This window comes from Synechococcus sp. R5-15, from assembly GCF_047462035.1.
Classification (GTDB): Bacteria; Cyanobacteriota; Cyanobacteriia; order Thermostichales; family Thermostichaceae; genus Thermostichus.
Genome location: NZ_JANSIK010000033.1, coordinates 1 through 20,109 on the forward strand (window position 1 = coordinate 1; position 20,109 = coordinate 20,109).

Annotated in this window: 17 protein-coding genes; 12 read left to right on the forward strand and 5 right to left on the reverse strand. The window is 58.8% G+C overall.

Annotated elements, in window-relative coordinates; all coding sequences use genetic code 11:
* The first annotated feature begins 273 nt into the window (after nucleotides 1-273).
* From NW839_RS03415 to NW839_RS03425, 3 genes are all read left to right on the forward strand, one after another.
* Entirely contained in the window at nucleotides 274-618 is a 345-nt protein-coding gene (locus NW839_RS03415) for a hypothetical protein (protein ID WP_011432412.1), read from the forward strand.
* 187 nt (nucleotides 619-805) lie between these two features.
* Nucleotides 806-2,737, forward strand: coding sequence for a BamA/TamA family outer membrane protein (locus NW839_RS03420; protein ID WP_414351550.1), 1,932 nt, complete (start codon nucleotides 806-808; stop codon nucleotides 2,735-2,737).
* Between the two features lie 64 nt (nucleotides 2,738-2,801).
* Entirely contained in the window at nucleotides 2,802-3,170 is a 369-nt protein-coding gene (locus NW839_RS03425) for a hypothetical protein (RefSeq protein ID WP_414347463.1), read from the forward strand.
* Here NW839_RS03425 and NW839_RS03430 read toward each other — a convergent pair.
* On the reverse strand, nucleotides 3,167-4,249 hold the full coding sequence (locus NW839_RS03430; protein ID WP_011432409.1) for an Mrp/NBP35 family ATP-binding protein: 1,083 nt from the start codon (nucleotides 4,247-4,249) through the stop codon (nucleotides 3,167-3,169). The genes NW839_RS03425 and NW839_RS03430 overlap by 4 nt on opposite strands.
* Before the next feature lie 296 nt (nucleotides 4,250-4,545).
* On the opposite strand from NW839_RS03430, the gene NW839_RS03435 reads away from it, so the two are divergent.
* From NW839_RS03435 to ylqF, 3 genes are all read left to right on the forward strand, one after another.
* Nucleotides 4,546-4,710, forward strand: a complete 165-nt coding sequence (locus NW839_RS03435) for a DUF6464 family protein (RefSeq protein ID WP_238376969.1) — start codon at nucleotides 4,546-4,548, stop codon at nucleotides 4,708-4,710.
* A 68-nt stretch (nucleotides 4,711-4,778) separates the two neighbouring features.
* Nucleotides 4,779-5,273 carry a GNAT family N-acetyltransferase gene (locus tag NW839_RS03440; protein ID WP_041436262.1) on the forward strand — a complete coding sequence of 165 codons (495 nt, stop codon included), beginning with the start codon at nucleotides 4,779-4,781 and terminating at the stop codon, nucleotides 5,271-5,273.
* Between the two features lie 455 nt (nucleotides 5,274-5,728).
* Nucleotides 5,729-6,580 carry a ribosome biogenesis GTPase YlqF gene (gene ylqF / locus NW839_RS03445; RefSeq protein ID WP_414343260.1) on the forward strand — a complete coding sequence of 284 codons (852 nt, stop codon included), beginning with the start codon at nucleotides 5,729-5,731 and terminating at the stop codon, nucleotides 6,578-6,580.
* Between the two features lie 95 nt (nucleotides 6,581-6,675).
* Here ylqF and NW839_RS03450 read toward each other — a convergent pair whose 3' ends face one another.
* Nucleotides 6,676-7,764, reverse strand: a complete 1,089-nt coding sequence (locus tag NW839_RS03450) for a radical SAM/SPASM domain-containing protein (RefSeq protein ID WP_414330230.1) — start codon at nucleotides 7,762-7,764, stop codon at nucleotides 6,676-6,678.
* 114 nt (nucleotides 7,765-7,878) lie between these two features.
* Between NW839_RS03450 and NW839_RS03455 the strand changes: the two genes are divergently transcribed.
* The 4 genes from NW839_RS03455 to NW839_RS03470 all read left to right on the forward strand — a co-directional run bounded on the left by NW839_RS03455 (nucleotide 7,879) and on the right by NW839_RS03470 (nucleotide 12,543).
* Nucleotides 7,879-8,244, forward strand: coding sequence for an NAD(P)H-quinone oxidoreductase subunit M (locus NW839_RS03455; protein ID WP_011432289.1), 366 nt, complete (start codon nucleotides 7,879-7,881; stop codon nucleotides 8,242-8,244).
* A gap of 80 nt (nucleotides 8,245-8,324) precedes the next feature.
* Entirely contained in the window at nucleotides 8,325-8,750 is a 426-nt protein-coding gene (locus NW839_RS03460; protein WP_011432290.1) for a DUF2996 domain-containing protein, read from the forward strand.
* A gap of 550 nt (nucleotides 8,751-9,300) precedes the next feature.
* A complete protein-coding gene (gene glgA / locus NW839_RS03465) occupies nucleotides 9,301-10,776 on the forward strand; it encodes a glycogen synthase GlgA (protein ID WP_011432291.1) in 1,476 nt (491 codons plus the stop codon).
* A gap of 159 nt (nucleotides 10,777-10,935) precedes the next feature.
* Nucleotides 10,936-12,543 carry a glycoside hydrolase family 57 protein gene (locus tag NW839_RS03470; protein ID WP_414330234.1) on the forward strand — a complete coding sequence of 536 codons (1,608 nt, stop codon included), beginning with the start codon at nucleotides 10,936-10,938 and terminating at the stop codon, nucleotides 12,541-12,543.
* A 297-nt stretch (nucleotides 12,544-12,840) separates the two neighbouring features.
* On the opposite strand, the gene ilvB is transcribed toward NW839_RS03470, so the two are convergent.
* Nucleotides 12,841-14,637 carry a biosynthetic-type acetolactate synthase large subunit gene (gene ilvB / locus NW839_RS03475; RefSeq protein WP_414351549.1) on the reverse strand — a complete coding sequence of 599 codons (1,797 nt, stop codon included), beginning with the start codon at nucleotides 14,635-14,637 and terminating at the stop codon, nucleotides 12,841-12,843.
* Between the two features lie 214 nt (nucleotides 14,638-14,851).
* On the opposite strand from ilvB, the gene NW839_RS03480 reads away from it, so the two are divergent.
* Both NW839_RS03480 and NW839_RS03485 read left to right on the forward strand, forming a co-directional pair.
* Nucleotides 14,852-16,429, forward strand: a complete 1,578-nt coding sequence (locus tag NW839_RS03480; RefSeq protein ID WP_414351547.1) for a phospholipid carrier-dependent glycosyltransferase — start codon at nucleotides 14,852-14,854, stop codon at nucleotides 16,427-16,429.
* Between the two features lie 109 nt (nucleotides 16,430-16,538).
* Nucleotides 16,539-17,603: a Gfo/Idh/MocA family oxidoreductase gene (locus NW839_RS03485; protein ID WP_414351544.1), complete on the forward strand. Its 1,065-nt coding sequence runs from the start codon at nucleotides 16,539-16,541 to the stop codon at nucleotides 17,601-17,603.
* 61 nt (nucleotides 17,604-17,664) lie between these two features.
* Here NW839_RS03485 and NW839_RS03490 read toward each other — a convergent pair whose 3' ends face one another.
* Together NW839_RS03490 and NW839_RS03495 are read right to left on the reverse strand one after the other, a co-directional pair.
* On the reverse strand, nucleotides 17,665-18,180 hold the full coding sequence (locus NW839_RS03490) for a Uma2 family endonuclease (protein ID WP_414351541.1): 516 nt from the start codon (nucleotides 18,178-18,180) through the stop codon (nucleotides 17,665-17,667).
* 32 nt (nucleotides 18,181-18,212) lie between these two features.
* Nucleotides 18,213-19,931, reverse strand: coding sequence for a transglutaminase domain-containing protein (locus NW839_RS03495; RefSeq protein WP_414351540.1), 1,719 nt, complete (start codon nucleotides 19,929-19,931; stop codon nucleotides 18,213-18,215).
* Nucleotides 19,932-20,109: the final 178 nt, after the last annotated feature.

Below are 20,109 nucleotides of genomic sequence, written 5' to 3' on the forward strand. Positions count from 1 at the left end.
GAGATAGGCAGGATGCGATCGCTTCTTTCCTGAACCATGTTCAGGAGAGTTCAGCGTGAATGTATCAGCTCCATCAAGACAATCCAGACGAGCAAGACGGGCCTGCACAGAGTACCCTCTGCAGGCTTTTTTGTGGGCCTGGGCCGCGCGGCTGTACGTCCCCAGCAGGGATCCCTCCCCATCACGTAGCTTTTTTTGCTTTTTTGCGGCAACTCAGCGGAGGGCAAAGCAGGCTAAAGTGTCGGCATCCTGGCGTCTTGTGGAGAATCCTCGATGTTGTCCACCCAACTCCTCCTCCCCGGAGTGGCAGCTCTGCTCGGCTTCGGGTTTGCTCCAGCCGTCCTGGCTCAGACTTCCCACACCCAGCAGATGGCGATCCTGAACGGCAACGCCACCACCCTGCAAAGCAACGTCCTGCAAAACACCGTCCTGATCCTGCCCAACGTTCCCCCACAACAGTACGCCGACAGTTGGGGCTGGAGGAGCAGCCGCTCTTTGCCTCCCACTCCTGCTCCCATCACCGTCGTCATCCTCAACTCCCAAGTCAACCTAGCTGCCGAGGAAGTCGAGCCGAGGTCTTGCGGCCAGCGCTGTAGGGGATCCCTGCGCCTGCCTTGAGCGGGGGAGGCTGCTTTTTGCACTCCAGACTGCCCAAGTCCGCAATCCGGTTCGCGGCCACGCTCGGATCTGGGTGGATGGGGATTGATATAATCCAGGGCAATTGTCCGCTGCTGGGCGGCAGAGGGTTTTAACGCAAGCTTGGCCCGGCTTTGCAATCTTGCTTTTTGGTGTGCGAGGGATCCCCATGAATCGTTCCAAGCAACTTCGCCCTTGGCTGGCTTCAGCTCTCACCTGCCGGATGGTGCTCAGCACCGCTTTTGCCCTCGCTGGAGCGTTGCGTAGCGATCTGCTGATGGGATCCCCGGCTTGGGCGCAATCGGTTCCTCAGCCCGGCACCCTCGACCTGCGCACCGGTGGCGACACCCCCGCCCAGCCCTCCCCCACCCCACCCCCCACTGCCGGCGAGCCAGAAGTGTTGGTAGCGGAGGTAGTGGTTGAGGGCACTGAAGATCCGGAGCTGATCAACCGGGTTTACAGCGTCATCCGCACCCGCGCCGGCGAGGTTTCCACCCGATCCCAGTTGCGGGAAGACATCAATGCCGTGTTTGCCACCGGATTGTTTGCCGATGTGCGGGCAGTGCCTTCCGATACGCCTTTGGGGGTGCGGGTCACCTTTGAGGTCAAGCCCAACCCAATCCTGAAAGCCGTGCGCACGGAAGGGGCGAAAGTTCTGGATTCGGAAGTGCTGCGGGCCGCCTTTGCCGACCAGGAAGGGCGGGTGCTCAACTTCGGCGAGCTGCAATCGGCGGTGGCCGAGATTGAACAGTGGTACGCCGATAAGGGTTACGTGCTGGCCAAAGTGACGGATGTGCGCTCCTCTGAAGACGGCACCATCACCCTGGAAATCGCCGAAGGGGTGATCGAGGATATTCGCGTTCAGGGCAACACCAAAACCCGTGACTTCATCATCACCCGCGAGTTGAAGTCCAAGCCGGGGGATGTGTTTAACCGCAACCAAATCCAGGAAGACCTGCAGGCGGTTTTTAATCTCAACCTGTTTCAAGATGTGAATGTGGGGCTCAACCCCGGCCAGGATCCCGACAAGGTGGTGGTGGTGGTGAACGTGGAAGAACGTCGCACCGGTACCTTGGGCGGCACCATCGGCGTTAGCTCCGCCACAGGGGTCTTCGCCGGCCTCAACGTCTCCGAACAAAACTTGGGCGGCAACAACCAAAGTGCCAGCTTCAACGTGCAGGTGGGCACCAACGAAACCCTCTTCGACTTAAACTTCACCGACCCGCGGATTGCCACGCTGGAGATCCCCACCTCCTACAACGTCAACATCTCCAACCAGCAAAGTTCTAGCTTTGTCTTCAATGAGGGATTCACCCTGCCCAATGGGGATCCCGTGCGCATCAACCGTCTTGGTGGCGGGGTGACTTTCTCTCGCCCGATTGGGGGCAATTGGCGGGCCAGCTTGGGCACCCGCATCCAATTTGTAGAAGCTCGCAACAGCAACGGGGAGCAGCAGCGCTTCGATGTGCTGGGCAACCCGATTACCTTCAGCGAGAGCGGCCAAGACAGCTACACCACCCTGCGCCTCGGCCTCATCAACGACGCCCGCGACAACCCCAACAGCCCCAGCCAGGGCTCGGTCTTTCGCATCTCCACAGAACAGTCGGTACGTCTGTTTCAAAATGGCTTGAATGCCAACCGCCTCGAGGCCGGCTACAGCCAGTTCATTCCCGTCAACCTGTTTGAAACCCGCAGCGAGCGACCGCAGGTATTGGCCTTTGATGTGCGAGCGGGCACGACCATCGGCGACTTGGCTCCCTACGATGCTTTTGCCATTGGTGGCGGCAACTCGGTGCGGGGCTTTTTTGAGGGGGGTATCGGTTCCGGTCGCAGCTTTGCCACCGCAACCGCCGAATTGCGTTTCCCCCTTTTTGACCCGGTGGGAGCCGTGGTTTTCGCCGACTACGGCACTGATCTGGGCAGTGGAGCTGCCGTGGCCGGCAATCCCGCAGCGGTGCGCAACAAGCCGGGCAGTGGTTTGGGGCTGGGGGTCGGCATTCGCATCCAATCTCCCTTGGGGCCGTTGCGCATCGACTACGCCATCGGGCAAGGTGGAGCCGGCCAAGGTCAACTGCACTTCGGCATTGGCGAGAAGTTCTGACTTGGCCGTGGATCGGCTGCCGGCTTGCTATGGTGGGAGCAGGTGCTCGTAATGGAAGCAACCCATGAAACAGCAACTTGGCCAATCGTTCCGCGGCGGATCCCTGGCGCTCCTGCTGGGCCTCAGCTTAGCCCTGGCAGGGTGTGGGCAACTGGCGCGGCTGGGCATCGGCACAACCCCCATCGCCACCGTAGAGCAAAATCCCTCCCGCTACACCGATGTGTATGTCCGCGGTCGCGTGGTAAACCAGATAGGGGTGTTCGGCCAGGGTGTGTATGAGCTCCAAGACAACAGCGGCTCCCTCTGGGTCATCACCGACAAGGGCCTACCGGCCATGAACAGCACTGTAACCGTGCGCGGCAAGGCCCAAGAGGGGATTGTGGTGGGGGGACGCAGCTTCGGGGTCTCGTTGGTGGAAGCCGAGCGCTTCTAGCCTGCCCCCAAAGCCAGCATCGAAACACGGCCTGCCAAGGTTTTGGCAATTTGCCGCAGCGCCTGGGCCGAGGCTGACTCAGGCTGGCTGATGACGATGGGCTGGCCCGCATCCCCCCCTTGGCGCAGGGCAATCTCCAACGGGATCCGCCCCAGCAGCGGGACACCAAGCTCGCGGGCCGTGGTCTCTCCCCCTTCCGAGCCGAAAATATCGTACTGGCGATCCGGCAGGTCGGGCGGGATGAAGTAGCTCATGTTTTCCACAATACCCAGGATGGGCACCCCCAACTGCCGAAACATGTTCAAGCCCTTGCGACTGTCCAGCAGGGCCACCGATTGTGGCGTGGTGACGATCACAGCTCCTGCCAGCGGCACTGCCTGCACTAGGGTCAATTGGGCATCGCCGGTGCCGGGGGGCATATCTACAATCAAGTAGTCCAACTCTCCCCACTGCACCTGATAGAGAAATTGCCGGATCACCCCGTTTAACATTGGCCCCCGCCAGATCACCGGCTGATCCCGTCCCACCAAGAGGCCCATCGACACCATCTTGACGCCGTAATTTTCCAAGGGGAAGATGTCTTCGCCGCCATCTTCCCGTTTTTGCACAACCAGAGACCGATCCTGCAGGCCCAGCATCAGCGGCACATTGGGACCGTAAATATCGGCATCCAGCAGCCCCACCCGCGCTCCACTTTGGGCCAGCGCCACGGCCACATTTACCGACACCGAAGTTTTGCCCACTCCCCCCTTGCCGCTGGAAATGGCGATGATGTTGCGCACACCGGGGATGGACTGGCGATTCGGCAGGGAAGGGGAACGGGGGGTTTCTGCCGTTACCGTAACATCAATGGCTTCGATGGGGGCCAGCTGGCGGATGGCAGCTTTGCACTCCTCGACAATGAATTCTCGCAAAGGGCAGGCCGGCGTGGTCAGCACCAGGGTAAAGGCCACTCGCCCAGGCTCGACGCGAATATCCCGGATCATGTTCAGTTCCACCAGGCTGCGGCGCAGCTCCGGATCTTGAACAGGGCGCAACGCTTCAAGGATGGCAGCAGCATCAAGGGTGGAGGTGGTCATGGAATCGGAAGGCTCAGCGGGTCAGTCCATATTTCACTCTAATCGGTTTTTCTCGGGTTCTTGCCGGCAGGGAAGGACAGCTCCAAAACGGGCTGCCACGCTAGTCCTGGGCAAGCAGGCTGGCCGAGGCTGATTCTGGTTGGAAGACAACGCTGTTGGCCGACGGGGGAGGGCAATTGTGCAAGCGCTGAGTGGGAGTTGGCTTGTGGTTGGGGCTAACGTTCTGGGCTCAGTTGATCCCTCTGCTGGAAAAGAGGGGATCCCGCCGCCTCTCAATCGGGGACGAGCGCCGGGCCATGCCAACTCTCTTTTCTGACTCGGCCTGGGATCCCTTCTGCCGTTACTTTTCTCGGTCACCCTACCTGCCTTGTGCGGTGAGTCCTCTGGGCCCCTGCCGCTGCCCCCACCACGCTGCGCGTCCAAAAGATGCTGCCTGGGCGTTCTGTCCACAACAAGAATAAACTGTGGTCTGTTCTCGTGCCGGTATCTCAGGAAATTCAAGGAATTGGTTGTGAAGCCAGGCAAAAGTATGGAAATCCGTCCTGCCACCGCCTTAGATGTGCCCGTTTTGTTTGACCTCATCTGCGCCTTGGCCGAGTACGAGAAGCTGAGCCACCTGGTAACGGGATCCGCTGATCTGTTGCGCCACTATTTGTTTGGCCCAGAGGCTTTGGCCTCGGCGTTGTTGGCAGAAGTGGAGGGGCAAGCGGTGGGATTTGCCCTCTACTTCCGCAATTTTTCCACGTTCCTGACCCGACCGGGGATTTACCTTGAGGATCTGTTCGTGTTGCCGGAGTTTCGCGGCAGAGGCATTGGCAAAGCGCTCTTGGCGCGGGTGGCTCAGGAGGCGGTGGCCAAAGGATATGGGCGGCTGGAGTGGATGGTTTTGGATTGGAATCAGCCGGCGATAGAGTTCTATCGACGCATGGGTGCCCAGCAACATCCCGAATGGATTCTCAACCGCGTGGTGGGTGCTGATTTGGAGGCTCTGGCTCGGCTGGCCAAGGATCCCTGTCGATCTTGAGCAAGCTCCCCTCTGTTACAGACCCTAGCATTCGTGACATCCTCCCGGCGCTCGTCCTACGGACAGAGCGCGGGCTTCCCTTGGCGTCAGCGGGATGGAGTCTTTACCTCGCGGTTGGGTATTCCTACCCCACGCCACTTGTCTAGGTCTACGACCCCCGACAGAACAACTGGACAGGTGGTTTCCCTTCCCCAGCATTCCTGGGTACTAAAAAGATAATGGTATAGCATGCAGGGATCCATGTATCCCGACGCTAACCCTGCGGGTAGAGCGCGGGGCTTGTTGCCCCCGCACCCCCGTTGGTTAAACATTAGGTTGCCCAGGAAAGGGATCCCAGCGGCACTCACGTTGTATTATTGGCTACTTCAGCCGGCAGGTCGAGCCTCTTTTGGGGAATCGGGCTAGATTGGATCCCACTGTTGATTTCTGCTGTCCACTTCTAGGGTTCTGGCGGCATGAGTTCTCCGGCCATCCAGTGGTATCCCGGCCATATTGCCAAGGCAATTGGCCAGTTGCGGGAAGAGTTGCAGCGGGTGGATGCAGTCATCGAGGTGTTGGATGCGCGGATCCCGTTGGCCAGTCGTCATCCTGAGCTGGGCCGGTGGCTGGGGGAAAAACCTCGCCTCCTGGCTCTGAACAGGGCGGACTGCATTGAGGCTGGGGATCTGAAAGCTTGGCAGGAGTATTTTTTACGGCAAGGGATCCCTGTCTATCCCACCAATGGCCGCTCAGGAGAAGGGGTGAATCGCCTCAAGCAGGCGGTCTTGCAACTGGGGCAATCGGTCAATATGCGGCGTCAACAGCGGGGAATGCGACCGCGGGCCGTTCGGGCGGTGGTGGTGGGCTTTCCCAATGTGGGCAAATCTGCTTTGCTGAATCGACTGTTGGGGCGGCGGGCAGCTGAGAGCGCAGCACGTCCTGGGGTGACGCGGCAACTGCGGTGGGTGCGGCTGGGGGGAGAGTTGGATCTGTTGGACTCGCCGGGCATCCTACCGCCCTCTCTGCCGGATCAACAGGCGGCCTCTCTATTGGCCATCTGCGATGACATCGGCGAAGCGGCCTACGATCCCGAACGGGTGGCGGCCCACTTTTTGGATCAAGTGCTGAGGGTGCAGCCCCAAGCCGGATCTCTCTTGCAAAAGCGCTACGGTTGGCCGGATCCGATCCCTCCCGGTGGTGCCGCAGTGCAGGAGTTGGCCGAGCGGCGGTATCAAGGGGATCCCCAGCGGGCGGCACGGCAAGTTCTCAACGACTACCGCAAGGGCTTGCTGGGGCCGCTGGCCTTGGAACTCCCTCCCAAGGCTTGAGCCCCTTAGAAGAAATCACGAAAGAAAGTCACGTTGTTGCTATGCCCACGGCAGGGAAACCGCTGCTGTGGGGCGTTGACTTTTCCCGAAACTGTCTACACTTGTCCCCAACCGGGATCCAGCCTCTGTTTCCAAGGCCGATACACCTTGAAGTAGACAACGGAACCCACTTGTCTGGCCAAGGCTTTGATGCAAGTGTCTCCACCCATACAGCGCTGGCAAACGGGATGGTTCACCTGCAGACGATTGAACCCCCGCCGCAGCGCACAGGCCGGTTGGCCCCGCAAAATCTCGGCCAGGGATCCCCCCAGCGTCACTTGCCCCAGCGGGATTTGCCCTTCATAGTCCTTGCAACAGGGCACCACCGTGCCGTCGTAGAGGATCCCCGCCTGACCGGAAGCGCCATTGCAGTATCCCCAGCGAGCTGGGATTACCCGGTCTGTCTCCACGTTGCCCCAACTGTCCAAGGGAAACGTTTCCAAAACCAAGCGGGGATGGATGCGGATCTGCTGCCAGCGGCCCGGTCGGTAAGTAGCAATCTGGGCTTCTACCCAATCGAGAGCCGGTGCATCCGGGATCCCTTGCAAAGCTCGTCTGGCCCAAGCCGAGAGCTGAGCGCGCATCTGCTGTGCAGAATCGATCACCGAAAGAGCCTTATGCGGCACCAAAAACGGGTGGGGGCTAGTATCCAGGAATTTGAGATGCACCTGCGTAGGGCTGGAGGAGCGCAAGTGCACCTGCAGAAATTGGGTAATCCCAGCAAAGTAGCGCTCCGGCGTGAGGCGGGGAGGTGCTCCGCGAATGCTGAAGGTGACTGGATCGGGAGTTTGCAGGGAAATGGTTAGCTTAGCAAAGGGGCTGCGGTTCAGCTTTTCAATGTGCTCCGGCCAGAGGGCAAAGGTGCTGCCGTTGCTGGTCAGGTGCAGGCGAAGGCCAAGCTCAGCGGCCCTGCGAATACCCTCGAAAAGGTATGGGTAGAGCAGCGGCTCCCCCATCAGGTGAAAAGCCATCACGCGGGCCAGCCCTGTTGCCGCTACTTCCTCCAAAATCTGCTCCAGCAGAGCGGGCTCCATGTGCCCCCGCCGCCGTTGCATGATCCCATCTGGACAAAACTCGCACTTAAAGTTGCAAACGTTGGTCACCTCTATGTGCAGGCGTTCCAGTTGGGGAATAACAGCAGACATTAACAGCAGACATAGAGAGGGCCGGAACAAGTCGAGGGCAAATAGCGGATCCCCCACAAGCGCTAGGTAGTGATACGCTGTTTATCAGGTTAGATCCGGAGCGGAGCCATCGCAATGCTGAAATGCACCACTCGCCACGTCCACATTTTTGCCGGTGAAGTTACTGCAGACAACAACTTCGTGCCCCGCGACGACCTGTTTACCCTCGATGTGGATCCGGACAACGAGCTGGTCTGGACTGATGCTGCCCTGCAAAAGGTCTATGCCCGTTTCGAAGAGTTGGTGGAAGAATACCGGGGGCGAGACTTGACCGAGTACAATATCCGCCGCATTGGGTCTGACCTGGAACATTTCATCCGCTCCCTGCTCAAGCAAGGGGAGATCGCCTACAACCTGCAGGGGCGTGCCCCCAACTTCAGCATGGGCTTTCCCCAGATCCCTGCTGAAGAAATTGTCGGCCAATACATCCCCAAGGGCTAGCTCTTTGCCGGTTCTGGACAGAGTTTTTGATTGTTCTGCATCTAAGGCTTTTACCCATCTGATTGTCGGAGCGTTTCCCCATGTCTGGAGAACCCACCCCCGAGGCCGCTGCTGCCGAGAAACCCGCTGAAGCTGCCAAGCCTGCTGCTGAGGATTCCCCCAAAGCCGCTGCGAAAAAAGTTGCTAAGGAAGAAAAGCCCTTCGAGCAACAGATCACGGAAGAGGTGATCCCGGCAGCCATTGCGGCTTTTCAAAAGCGCGGAGTCAGCGATCTGGAGCTGCGCCTGGAAGGCAAGACGCTGGTCGGCGCGTTTGCAGGAGGCAAGAAGCAATTTAGCGTGCTGTTTGCTGAGGGATCCTTGAATGGCCGCAAGTTCTTCCGCTGTACCACCGAAGGATCCCCGGCCAGCACCATCGAGTCTTTTATGATCGACGAGCGGCGCGTGGATGTCAACCTATTCGTGTTTTATTTGGTGCAGCGCCTTTACGCTCAGCAGTGGTATTGAAGCTAGTGACCTTGAGGGATCCCTGCCTGAGGAACGGTGCTCATGGATCCCATGTGAAAAACGTTCTGGTTTGGCAAAGCCGGGATCCATCCGGCCCCGTTCTCTGGCATGCCTAGATCCTAAACAGGGTACTTCGGTTGCTGCTTTCTCGGAAGATGAGCTGCACACTCGGATCGAAGAACGGTGCCCATATGCCGGGGTCAACCGTTCATAGCCGTTTCAGGTTAGGGTAAGACGCCTGGGCTATTGAGAAAAGCCTTCTGGCCTTGTGCATTATCGCTCCGCAACGCTGACGCGACCAACGTTTTGAGTGGGGGTGCAGGGCCCTAGTTTGAATCAAATGACCCTAATTCCGTAGAGAGCTGCTCCCGTAGATCAGGTTCCTGAGCAAATGGCGCCGCTTGAGCCTGAACCCAGTCTGCCCAGAGGTTATCTAAAGTGAGGATCCCTAATTGTGGGGATCCCTTGCCATTGGGAGGGATGTTCTGTCGAGGCCAAAAAGATTATCGTTTGTAAAGAAAGCTAAGGCGGTGCTACGGGAGGTCTCGAAATGTACATCGTGCAGATTGCGTCTGAATGCGCCCCGGTTATCAAGGCGGGGGGACTGGGGGATGTGGTGTACGGCCTCAGCCGCGAGCTGGAGGTGCGGGGCCACTGTGTCGAGCTGGTTTTGCCCAAGTACGACACGATGCGCTACGACCAGATCTGGGGTTTGCACGACGCCTATCGCGATCTCTGGGTGCCCTGGTACGGGGGAGCCATTCACTGCTCGGTGTACTGCGGCTGGGTGCATGGCCGCCTTTGCTTTTTTATTGAGCCCCACTCGGGCGATAACTTCTTCAATCGCGGGTGTTATTACGGCTGCCCGGATGACAACATGCGTTTTGCTTTTTTCAGCAAGGCGGCTCTAGAGTTTCTCCTACAAAGCAACAAGCGCCCCGACATCATCCATTGCCACGACTGGCAGACAGGGTTGGTACCGGTGCTGCTGTTCGAGATTTACAAGTACCACGGCATGGGAAACCAGCGGGTGTGCTACACCATTCACAACTTCAAACACCAAGGCTTTGGCGGCCCAGAGATTCTTTGGGCTACCGGCCTCAACCGCGAACCCTACTACTTCCACTACGACCGTTTGCGCGATAACTTCAACCCCTTTTCTCTCAACTTTATGAAGGGGGGAATTGTTTTTTCCAACTTTGTCACTACGGTCTCTCCCAATCACGCGCTGGAGGTGCAATTTGGCGACTACGGCTATGGACTTGGCCATACCCTCTACTTGCACCGGCACAAGTTTCGCGGCGTTTTGAATGGCATCGATTACGACATTTGGAACCCGGAGATCGACCGCTTTATCCCCGTGCGCTACACTGCTCAAACGCTGGAAAATAAAGCTAAAAACAAAAAAGCTCTGCGGGATCGGCTGCTACTGCAGGATGTTGACAAGCCTATCGTGGCCTATATCGGGCGATTGGACGAGCAAAAGGGCGTGCATTTGGTGCATCATGCCATCTACCGCTCCCTGTTCAAAAATGCCCAATTTGTTCTGCTGGGATCCGCTACGGAGCGAGGGATCGGCGCTTGGTTTGCCCACGAGAAAAGCTACCTCAACAACAACCCCGATGTTCACATTGAGTTGGGCTTTAACGAAGAACTTTCCCACCTTATCTATGCGGGGGCAGACATCATCGTAGTGCCCAGCCACTACGAACCCTGTGGACTCACTCAGATGATTGGCTTGAAGTATGGCACGGTTCCGGTGGTGAGAGGAGTGGGTGGCCTGGTGGATACCGTCTTCGACCGCGACTACGATCCCCACAAATTGCCCGAGCAACGCAACGGCTACGTCTTTTATCACACAGATCCAGCTGCTTTGGAGTCGGCTCTGGATCGGGCCATCGACCTTTGGTACACCGCTCCTGACCAGTTCCGTCAACTGCAGATTCAAGGCATGAGCTACGACTACTCCTGGAACTATCCTGGCAAGGAGTATCTGGAGATCTACGACTTCATTCGTCACCGCTGAGCCCAACAGCGATCCCCAGCGATCCCAGCTCTTGACCCCAAGGACGAAATGCTGGACGATAGGTAGCAATCTTGGGCTTAACCTTCTCTACAGATTTGCTGCTGAGAAGGGTAAGTCTGCTCCGTTATCTTTCCCTGTCTGTAAGGATCCCCGGCTGCCATGGGTTATCTCGCCTTGGTACTCCACGCGCACCTGCCGTTTGTGCGCCACCCTGAGCAAGACTTTGTGCTGGAGGAAGAATGGCTCTACGAAGCCATCACGGAGACCTATGTGCCGCTGCTGCACATGTTCGAGGGGCTACAGCGAGATGGCATCGACTTTCGCTTCACCATGTCCCTGACGCCGCCCTTGGTGTCGATGCTGCGGGATCCCTTGCTGCAGGAGCGCTACGACCACTACCTAACCAAATTGGAAGAGCTGGCCCAGCTGGAGTACGACAAAAACGCCACCAACGGCCACATTCGCTACCTGGCGGAGCACTACATCAAGCAGTTTGCCATGGTGCGGGATCTCTGGGAGCGCTACGACCGGGATCTGGTGCGAGCTTTTAAGCAGTTTCAAGACAGCGGCAACCTGGAGATCATCACCTGTGGGGCTACCCACGGCTACCTGCCCTTGATGCAGATGTACCCGCAGGCAGTCTGGGCGCAGTTGATTGTAGCTTGTGAGCACTACAACGAGCACTTTGGCCAATGGCCGCGGGGGATCTGGCTGCCGGAATGCGCCTACTACCAAGGGCTGGAGCGGATGATCGCCGATGCCGGCCTGCGCTACATGATCACCGACGCCCATGGTCTTCTCTATGCCAAGCCACGGCCCCGCTACGGCATGTACGCCCCCATTTTTACCGAGACCGGCGTCGCCGTTTTCGGGCGGGATCACGAGTCTTCGCAGCAGGTGTGGTCGGCAGAGGTGGGCTATCCAGGGGATCCGGTTTACCGCGAGTTCTACAAAGACCTAGGGTATGAGGCCGACTACGAGTACATCAAGCCTTACATCATGCCCAACGGCCAGCGGAAAAACACCGGCATCAAGTACCACCGCATCACCGGGCGCAACCTGGACCTGGGGCAAAAGCAGCTTTACGACCCCTATTGGGCGCGGGAGAAAGCGGCAGAGCATGCGGGCAACTTTATGTTCAACCGCCAGCGGCAAATCGAATATTTGTACAGCGTCATGGGCCGCCCGCCGCTGGTGGTGGCCCCCTACGATGCGGAGTTGTTCGGCCACTGGTGGTACGAGGGCCCTTGGTTTTTGGATTTTCTCATCCGCAAGAGCTACTTCGACCAAAACACCTACCGCATGACTCACCTGGCGGAGTACCTGCGGGAGAACCCCACCCAGCAGGTGTGCAAACCTGCCCAGTCCAGTTGGGGGGCGCGCGGCTTCCACGAGTACTGGCTCAACCCCACCAACGCCTGGATCTACCCCCACCTGCACAAGGCCACCGAGCGGATGATCGAGCTGAGCCGTCGCGAGCCTGCCGATGACCTAGAATGGCGGGCCTTGAACCAGGCGGCGCGAGAATTGCTACTGGCTCAATCGTCTGACTGGGCTTTTATCATGCGCACAGGGACGATGGTTCCCTATGCAGTGCGCCGCACCAAGTCCCATCTGCTGCGCTTCAACCACCTCTACGAGAAGATCAAAGAGGGTCAGTTTCGGCGAGAAAAAGCCACCCCTGAAGAGGAGCAGTGGCTGGCCAAGGTGGAATACATGGACAACATCTTCCCCAATATCAACTACCGGGTTTACCGACCCCTCTAAGCCGGTTGGGCAGGTCTGGAGGGTGCCTGCTTCCGACCGCCAGAGACACCAGAGGCAGAAGTTTCCGGCTACCCTCCTTGAGGGGATCGAACTACCCCAGGGCAGGAGGGATCCTCCGTTCGTTGCGCTGATCCCAACCTTCCTCTCCTTTTGGGAAAGGGGCAGGAGTCGCTCGTGTTGGCCTCGCAGAGCGCTCAGGGAGCGTTTTAATCTGGCTTGTTCAGTAGCCCCGATATCCCCGAAGACTCCCTGCTGCTGGGGCCCGCCTTCCCTAGCCGGATGGCCAGGCCACCGATTCTAGAGCTTGGTGCCGCACTCGGCGCAAAACTTGTGCAGGGTGGGGTTTTTGGTGCCGCAATTGGGGCAGTAGATCAGCTCGGCGGCTTGTTCCAGTTGCCGCTTCTCCGGCAGCCCGATCATCTGATAGTTAGCTTTGCCGGCAGGCACCATCGGGTAGCAGTTTTCGTCCCGCTTGACCACAAAGTCGGCCACTACCGGCCCCTCGTGCTTGAGGATCTCCTGGATGGCATCTTCCAGTTGATCGGGGTGATCGACGCGGATCCCTTTTACCCCAAAAGCCTCGGCTAGCTTGACAAAATCCGGCATTCCGGGAGACATATCCGAGTGGGAGTAGCGCTCGCCGTGGAAGGCCTGCTGCCACTGCCGCACCATGCCCTGCCAGCCGTTGTTGATGATGGCCACTTTGGTGGCAATGCCGTACTGAGCCACTGTGCCCAGCTCTTGCATGTTCATCTGGAAGCTGGCATCGCCACTGATGCAGATGACTTCTTCGTGAGGCAGGGCTACCTTGACTCCCATCGCCGCGGGGAACCCGTAGCCCATGGTGCCCAGCCCAGAACTGGAGATCCATTGGCGCGGCCCGTTGCGCAGAAACTGCGCCGCCCACATCTGATGCTGGCCAACATCGGTGGTGTAGTAGGCGTGGGGAGCATGACGACGAAAGGCATCGATCACCTGTTGGGGGGCAATCACGCCTTCGTAGCTGGGCACCTGCAGGGGATAGTCCCGCTTCCAGCGCTCGATCCGATCCAGCCAGGCCTGAGTTAGGCCTGGAGTAGAAGGCATTTTGCTCAGTTGAGCCAGCATCTCCACCAGAACAGTGCGCACATCCCCTACAATCGGCACATCGGGCGCACGGTTTTTGCCCACCTCGGCTGGGTCGATGTCGATGTGAATGACTTTGGCGTGCTTGGCAAATTCGTCCAGCTTGCCGGTTACGCGGTCGTCAAAGCGGGCCCCCACCGCAATGAGCAGGTCGCACTCGGTGACGGCGAAGTTGGCATAGGCCGTGCCGTGCATGCCCAGCATCCCCACCGACAGGGGATCGTTCTCATCGAAAGCCCCTTTGCCCATGAGGGTGGTGGTTACCGGGATCCGATAGGTGTGGGCCAGCTCGGCAATTTCGGCGTGGGCACCGGAGATGATCGCCCCACCTCCCACATACAGCAAGGGCCGCTTGGCCTGCAGGATCAGCTTGGCCGCTGTGTGGATTTGCCGTGGGTTGCCACGCACGGTGGGCTTGTAGCCGGGGATGTTGATCTCGCTGACGGGTTGATAGTCAAACTCTTCCATGCCCACATCTTTGGGGATGTCGATCAGCACCGGCCCGGGCCGCCCTGTCCCGGCAATGTGAAAAGCCTCCGCCACGATCCGAGACATTTGGCGCGGATCCCGTACCACGTAGGAGTGCTTCACAATGGGCAGGGTGATGCCAAAGATGTCCGTCTCCTGGAAGCCGTCGGTGCCAATCAGATGGCGAGGTACCTGCCCAGTGATGACCACCATGGGTACAGAGTCCATCATGGCGTTGGCGATGCCCGTCACCAGGTTGGTCGCCCCTGGGCCAGAGGTAGCAAAACACACCCCCACCTTGCCAGTGGCGCGAGCATATCCGTCGGCGGCGTGGGCAGCCGCTTGTTCGTGGCGTACCAGGTAATGTTTGAGCAGCCCCTGAGACTCGGCTTTGTACAGCTCGTCGTAGATGGGGAGGATGGCTCCCCCCGGATAGCCAAAGATGTGTTGCACCCCATGCCGGTGCAGGCTGTCCACCAACGCATATCCACCAGTCGCCACGGTGTCTCCTCCCCACTGAGATGACCGAACGTCAAACGCCCGCTCTCAGGAGCGCCAGCGCAGACAGGGTACTGGCCAGAAGTTGGCCAACTTTGTATTCAATTCTACAGTCTAGCAGTGGTTTGCTTTGGAATCGCTTAGGCTTTCACGGTCGGCTAAAGTAACACTGGGGATCCCTGGGGATCCTCGCCGGAGTGTTGAGAGTGCCCTATCCATGACTGGAGAGCCAACCCCCATTGACCCCGGGCCGGAGCGGTCTCAGGGCAGCTTGCTGCTAGCTGTGCCCATCCTCGGATCCCCGCACAGTGCTGTGGGATCCCGACAGTGGCTGGTATGGGGAGCGCTGGGGATCTTTCTGGTGGGTCTGGGGTTGCGCCTGTGGCGGCTGGACGAGTTCCCGGCACCTGTGTTCGATGAGGTGTACTTCCCGGAGTTTGCCCAGAACTACCTGGATGGCAAGCCTTTTTACGATGTGCATCCCCCCTTGGGCAAGTACTTCATTGCCCTTAGCATTCAGGTGTTTGGCCGCAACGAGTGGGGATTCCGCTTCGCCACTGCTTTTTGCGGATCCCTGATCCCTCTGTTGCTGACCGGTTTAGCCTACCGCCTCACCTACCACGTGGGCTTTGCTCTGTTGAGCGGGGTTTTGCTGCTGACCGATGGGGTGTTTCTGGTGGAATCCCGCTTTGGCTTGATCAACGTGTATCTGGTAGCCTTTGGGCTGGCGGCGACCATTCTGTTGCTCAGAGGTCTAGAAGGCCAAGGTTGGCGGCGGGCTGCTCACTTTGCTTGCTCCGGGATCCTGTTGGGGGCGGCAGCTTCGGTGAAGTGGAATGGCCTCTGGTTTGCCTTCATGTTTGCTCTGTTGGGGATCCTCGTCTGGGGGGTGGTCTGGCTGCGCCCGCAGTGGATCCCACGGTTGGGCATTTTGATCCAGATTCGTCATCTGCGCTGGTGGCACTATGTGTTTTGCTTCGTCCTCGCTCCGCTGGCCTTTTATGCCATTCAGTGGATCCCGCACCTGCAGCTGAATCCCCAACAGGGACTAACTCTGGATTGGAGCTGGACGGGCATCCAGAATTATTTCCGCTCCCTGGTGCTCATCAACCAATCCATCTACGGCGGCCACATGGCAGCCCACCTGGTGGTGAACGAAGAGACCCCTGTTCACCCCTACTGCTCCACCAGCTTGCGATCCCTGGTGGCTTGGTTCCCGGCTTTGCGTCCTTGGCTGACTACGCCCTTGGCCTCGGCAGGAGCTTGGTCCTGGCCAATTCTGGGCCGCCCCGTGGCCTACTACTTCAGCAGTCAGGGCAACCTCTGGCAAGCTGTTCATGGCGTGGGCAATCCTTGGCTGTGGTGGCTGGGGACGGGATCCATCTTGGTGCTCGTCTGGCGAGGGATCCGCCGCTTTCACGGTCTCGAAGCCTTCATTTTGATCGGCTATGCGGCCAATTACCTGCCTTGGTTTAGGGTCAGCCGCTGCGTTTTTATCTACCACTACATGAGCGCCCTGGCGTTTAGCACCCTAGCCCTGGCTTGGTTGGTGCTGCTGGGCTGGCAGAGCTATCGCCGCTTTTGGCGCGGGGCGAGCATCACGGCGGTGGCCTTGGTTTTGGCGTCCTTTGTCTTCTTTTTCCCCGTTTGGCTTGGCCTGCCCCTCAGCCCAAGCGGATTTTACGCCCGCATGTGGTTTCGCTCTAGCCCGGTGCCGCTGTTCTGTTTCAGCCCCCAATCCTGCCAACAGCCCCCGCTGCACCTGCCGCCCATCCCCGGCTTGAACTGGATCTAAGGGAGGCATGGTAAGCTTTGTGAAGTTTGTTTCGTGAAATGCGGCGCTCCGTTACCGAAAGATGGAGCGAGGTTCGCGAAACCCTTGTGGTGGAGGTAGTGGAAACGTCATGGCCCGATCTTGCCCGAGTTCTGCCAACTCTCCCCGCCGTCCACTGGCTTATTCAGAGCAAGCTGTCCCGGTTGGGGTGATCGGGGTAGGCAACATGGGCCAGCACCACACCCGCGTTTTCAGCCTGATGAAGGATGTGCGGGTCGTGGGGGTAGCGGATATCAACGTGGAACGGGGATTGGATGTGGCCAGCCGCCACCGCGTTCATTTCTATGAGGACTACCGCGATCTGCTGCCCCATGTAGCTGCCGTGGCCATTGCCGTGCCGACGGTTCTGCACCACGAGGTGGGTATGGCCTGCCTGGAGGCCGGGGTACATGTGCTGATCGAAAAGCCCATCGCTGCCAGCATCAGCGAAGCAGAATCGCTGGTGAACCGAGCTGCCGATTGCAATTGTATTTTGCAGGTGGGGCACATCGAGCGCTTCAGCCCTGTTTTCCAAAAGCTGGGCCAAGTCTTGCAAAGTGAAGAACCTCTGGCTTTCGAGGCTCACCGTCTCAGCCCCTATTCCGACCGCGCCAGCGATGTGTCGGTGGTATTCGACTTGATGATCCACGACATCGATCTGTTGCTGGAGCTGATCCCATCTCCCGTGACCCAGATTACCGCCAGCGGCAACCGCATCTCCAAGCTGGGCTACCTGGACTACGTCACGGCTACTCTCACTTTTGCCAACGGCGTCATCGCCACCCTCACCGCCAGCAAGGTCACCCATCGCAAGGTGCGCAAAATTGCCGTCCACTGCAAGAATGCCCTGGTGGAAGCAGATTTTCTACACAATGAGATCTCGGTGTACCGCCAGGGATCCGTCAGCAGCACCAGCGACTACGGCCAAATGCCCTACCAGCGGGATTGTTTGATTGAGAAAGTCCACACCGACAATATCGACAAGCTTCATGCCGAACTGGAGCACTTCATCAACTGCGTGCGGGGAGGCAACCAACCTTCTGTGGGCGGGGAACAGGCCCTGAAAGCATTGAGGCTGGCCTCGGAGGTAGAGCGGATTGCTCTGGATGGATGTGCCTGGAGCGAAGCCAAGCCCCGCCGTAGTCTCCTATCCTAGTCTTTAACGCAAGCCCCAGATGGGGGCAGAGCCCTGTTGTTGGCCCATAGCCATTCCAGCATCAGGCTGGGGAAGAAAAAGCGACATTCGCGCCCGCGGAGTGCAGCTCTATTGACAGCTCCCCATTCGGGTGGCAGCTTTTCGAGCGAGCAATGGGGCTCCCACCAGACTCAGGCAAGAGGTGGCATCCACAGCTGTGAAATCGGGCACGCAAGCCCCGGCAGCAACGGCGAGTCCAATTCGAGTCCAATTCATCTTTCCCAAGCAAGTTTTGATCAGCACCAACTGCCCTTGATGGCGTCGGTAGACTTCCGTAGACTTCCGCTTGTTGCTGTTGCCAGTCCACCGCCCAATACTCCTGTACCCCACGCCGACTGTAAAGCTTGAGCTTAGTTTGCTTATCTTGGCCAATATTGCGAGCTCCAGGGCTCAGCACTCCTACCGCCGATTCTGGGGCACTGTGGAGTTTGCCATCCGCCCCCAGCGCTGTTCTCAGTCGAGACCGGCTCACCCACACCACATCAGGAGCCACATTGTTATCTTCGGCAAAAATCACTCCCGGAGCAGTGTTGGCCAATCTCAGGCCCGTTTTCTCACTCTATTCGCCTTTCAAATTTCTTCTAAGATGCGAAACTGCACATGGTTAATGGCCAGCTCCCCAATTGAGGCTTGGTCGGTGTTGATCGTCTCGAAAGGGATCCCTTTGGCGATCTCGGCATGGGTCCAGGGCAAGCCCATGAAGTAGCGCTGCGAATAGGGGCGCTCCCCCCGATCGTCGGGGTTCGACTCCATCGGCACCCAACCCCAGCCGGGCAGATAAAACTCAATCCACACGTGGTTGTACTGGGGAAACAGCGGGATCCCTTTCAGTTCTGGATGGGGAGGACATTTGTAGCGCCCCACCGTGCGGCAAGGGATTCCATTGAGGCGGGCCAAAGCCAACAGCACCCCCACATATTCGCCACAAGAACCGGAGCCACGCCGCAAAACCTCATCCGGCGGATCAATGCGAGAGGTGACCCGGTAGGAGAGCTTGTCGTAAACATAGGCCCGGATATTGAGCATTTTGCGCAGCAAGTTGGTCTCGCTGCCAACGGCCAGCCGCGCTGCCTCTCGGACAATCGAGGTGTCCATGGCCAGGTAGTCATCGTCCACCAAGTAGCGATCCCGCAGCTCCCTGGGCAAAACGGCAGCCTCTACATCCAGTGGATCGATGCAGTACTTGATACTGTAGAGATCCAGCACCGCCCGCCAGCCAAACAAGCGCACCTCATGGGCCCCCAGGGATCCCAGCGAAAACACCGCCACCTGTTGGCCAGATTGCTCTTCCACTTCAAACGGCAGACCTACCCAGTGCAGGCTGCGCACCCGTTGGCGAAGGCTGTTGCAGGGCAAGGCAATTCGCCAGACCAAATCGGGCAGGAAGCGCGGCTCTTCTTGGGCAATTTCTTCCACATAGGTCAGCTCCACCCGATAGCCGTGGGAGAGGGTGTAGGTGGCGCGTTCCCCCAGACACTGGGGCTGAAAAACTACCGGACAGGCAATGGGGGAATCCTCGGCCTCGGTTCCACTGCCGCCAGAGGGGTCGGGGGAGCTAGGGGGATCCAAAGGCCGCAGGCGTAGGGGGGCCACCCAGGTTTTATCGCGCAGGGCCACCGACAAGGGATCCGGAGCGTTGGGGTTGTCGTGGATGTAGGCTTCTTCGTGGGCATAGGCCACCCAGAGTTGCCCCCGCCAGTAGGCCAAGCCTGTCGGCCCAGGAGAAGGGGTGAGGATACGGGCCAGTTCTCGCCCGGTCTGGCGCTCCAGCACGTAGATCGTCTCTTCCACCCGATCGCTCACCCAGAGGTAGTCTCCCTGCACCGCAATCTGTTCTCGGCCAACCCCAGGGGCAGGCATCTCCTGCACGATGAGACCACGGCTGGGATCCAGTTGCAGGATTTTTTCCCGTCGGTAGCAGGTGGCATAGAGGTAGCGGTTTCCCGTGTGGGGATCGCTCCAGAGGGCGATCCCTTCGATAGGGTAGGGGCACCTACACACTGGAAAGGCTTCCAGGGATCCCGGTTGCTGCAGAGCGGACATGGGAATGCGCAAGATTTGCCCCTCTTGCTCCCGACTGAGCCAAATCCACGCTTGATCCCCTTCTGACTCTACCCACAAACCGTAAGCGCCTTGGAAAGAATGGACATGATGGGGATTGAGCAGCAGGGTGTTGTGCTCTTGAATTTCCACCAAATAGCCCCTCACCCGATCCAAGCCCAACAGGCGATCTCCCCAGGTGGCCAAACCTTCCAAAGCAACCAGCCCCAGAGGTTGCAGAGGGGCCACAGTTCCCTGTTGCCGCCCAGATGGAGGCCACCAAGCAGGCTGGGATCCTCTTGCCGTGGAACCTAGATTTTTCAGAGCACCCAGATCATTTGCCGGATGGATGGCAACCATGAAGGCTTCCTTGCCTATGGATGAAGTTGACATGCTGGCGCGATCTGCACCAAGGCGGTACGACTGT

Excerpts from the sequence above, each read along its gene's own strand:
- NW839_RS03440 (WP_041436262.1), top strand. The coding sequence starts at position 4,779 with ATGGAAATCCGTCCTGCCACCGCCTTAGATGTGCCCGTTTTGTTTGAC.
- NW839_RS03430 (WP_011432409.1), bottom strand. The coding sequence starts at position 4,249 with ATGACCACCTCCACCCTTGATGCTGCTGCCATCCTTGAAGCGTTGCGC.
- NW839_RS03470 (WP_414330234.1), top strand. The coding sequence starts at position 10,936 with ATGGGTTATCTCGCCTTGGTACTCCACGCGCACCTGCCGTTTGTGCGC.
- NW839_RS03415 (WP_011432412.1), top strand. The coding sequence starts at position 274 with ATGTTGTCCACCCAACTCCTCCTCCCCGGAGTGGCAGCTCTGCTCGGC.
- NW839_RS03455 (WP_011432289.1), top strand. The coding sequence starts at position 7,879 with ATGCTGAAATGCACCACTCGCCACGTCCACATTTTTGCCGGTGAAGTT.
- NW839_RS03485 (WP_414351544.1), top strand. The coding sequence starts at position 16,539 with ATGGCCCGATCTTGCCCGAGTTCTGCCAACTCTCCCCGCCGTCCACTG.
- NW839_RS03425 (WP_414347463.1), top strand. The coding sequence starts at position 2,802 with ATGAAACAGCAACTTGGCCAATCGTTCCGCGGCGGATCCCTGGCGCTC.
- NW839_RS03420 (WP_414351550.1), top strand. The coding sequence starts at position 806 with ATGAATCGTTCCAAGCAACTTCGCCCTTGGCTGGCTTCAGCTCTCACC.
- ylqF (WP_414343260.1), top strand. The coding sequence starts at position 5,729 with ATGAGTTCTCCGGCCATCCAGTGGTATCCCGGCCATATTGCCAAGGCA.
- NW839_RS03450 (WP_414330230.1), bottom strand. The coding sequence starts at position 7,764 with ATGTCTGCTGTTATTCCCCAACTGGAACGCCTGCACATAGAGGTGACC.
- NW839_RS03480 (WP_414351547.1), top strand. The coding sequence starts at position 14,852 with ATGACTGGAGAGCCAACCCCCATTGACCCCGGGCCGGAGCGGTCTCAG.
- NW839_RS03460 (WP_011432290.1), top strand. The coding sequence starts at position 8,325 with ATGTCTGGAGAACCCACCCCCGAGGCCGCTGCTGCCGAGAAACCCGCT.
- NW839_RS03435 (WP_238376969.1), top strand. The coding sequence starts at position 4,546 with ATGCCAACTCTCTTTTCTGACTCGGCCTGGGATCCCTTCTGCCGTTAC.
- glgA (WP_011432291.1), top strand. The coding sequence starts at position 9,301 with ATGTACATCGTGCAGATTGCGTCTGAATGCGCCCCGGTTATCAAGGCG.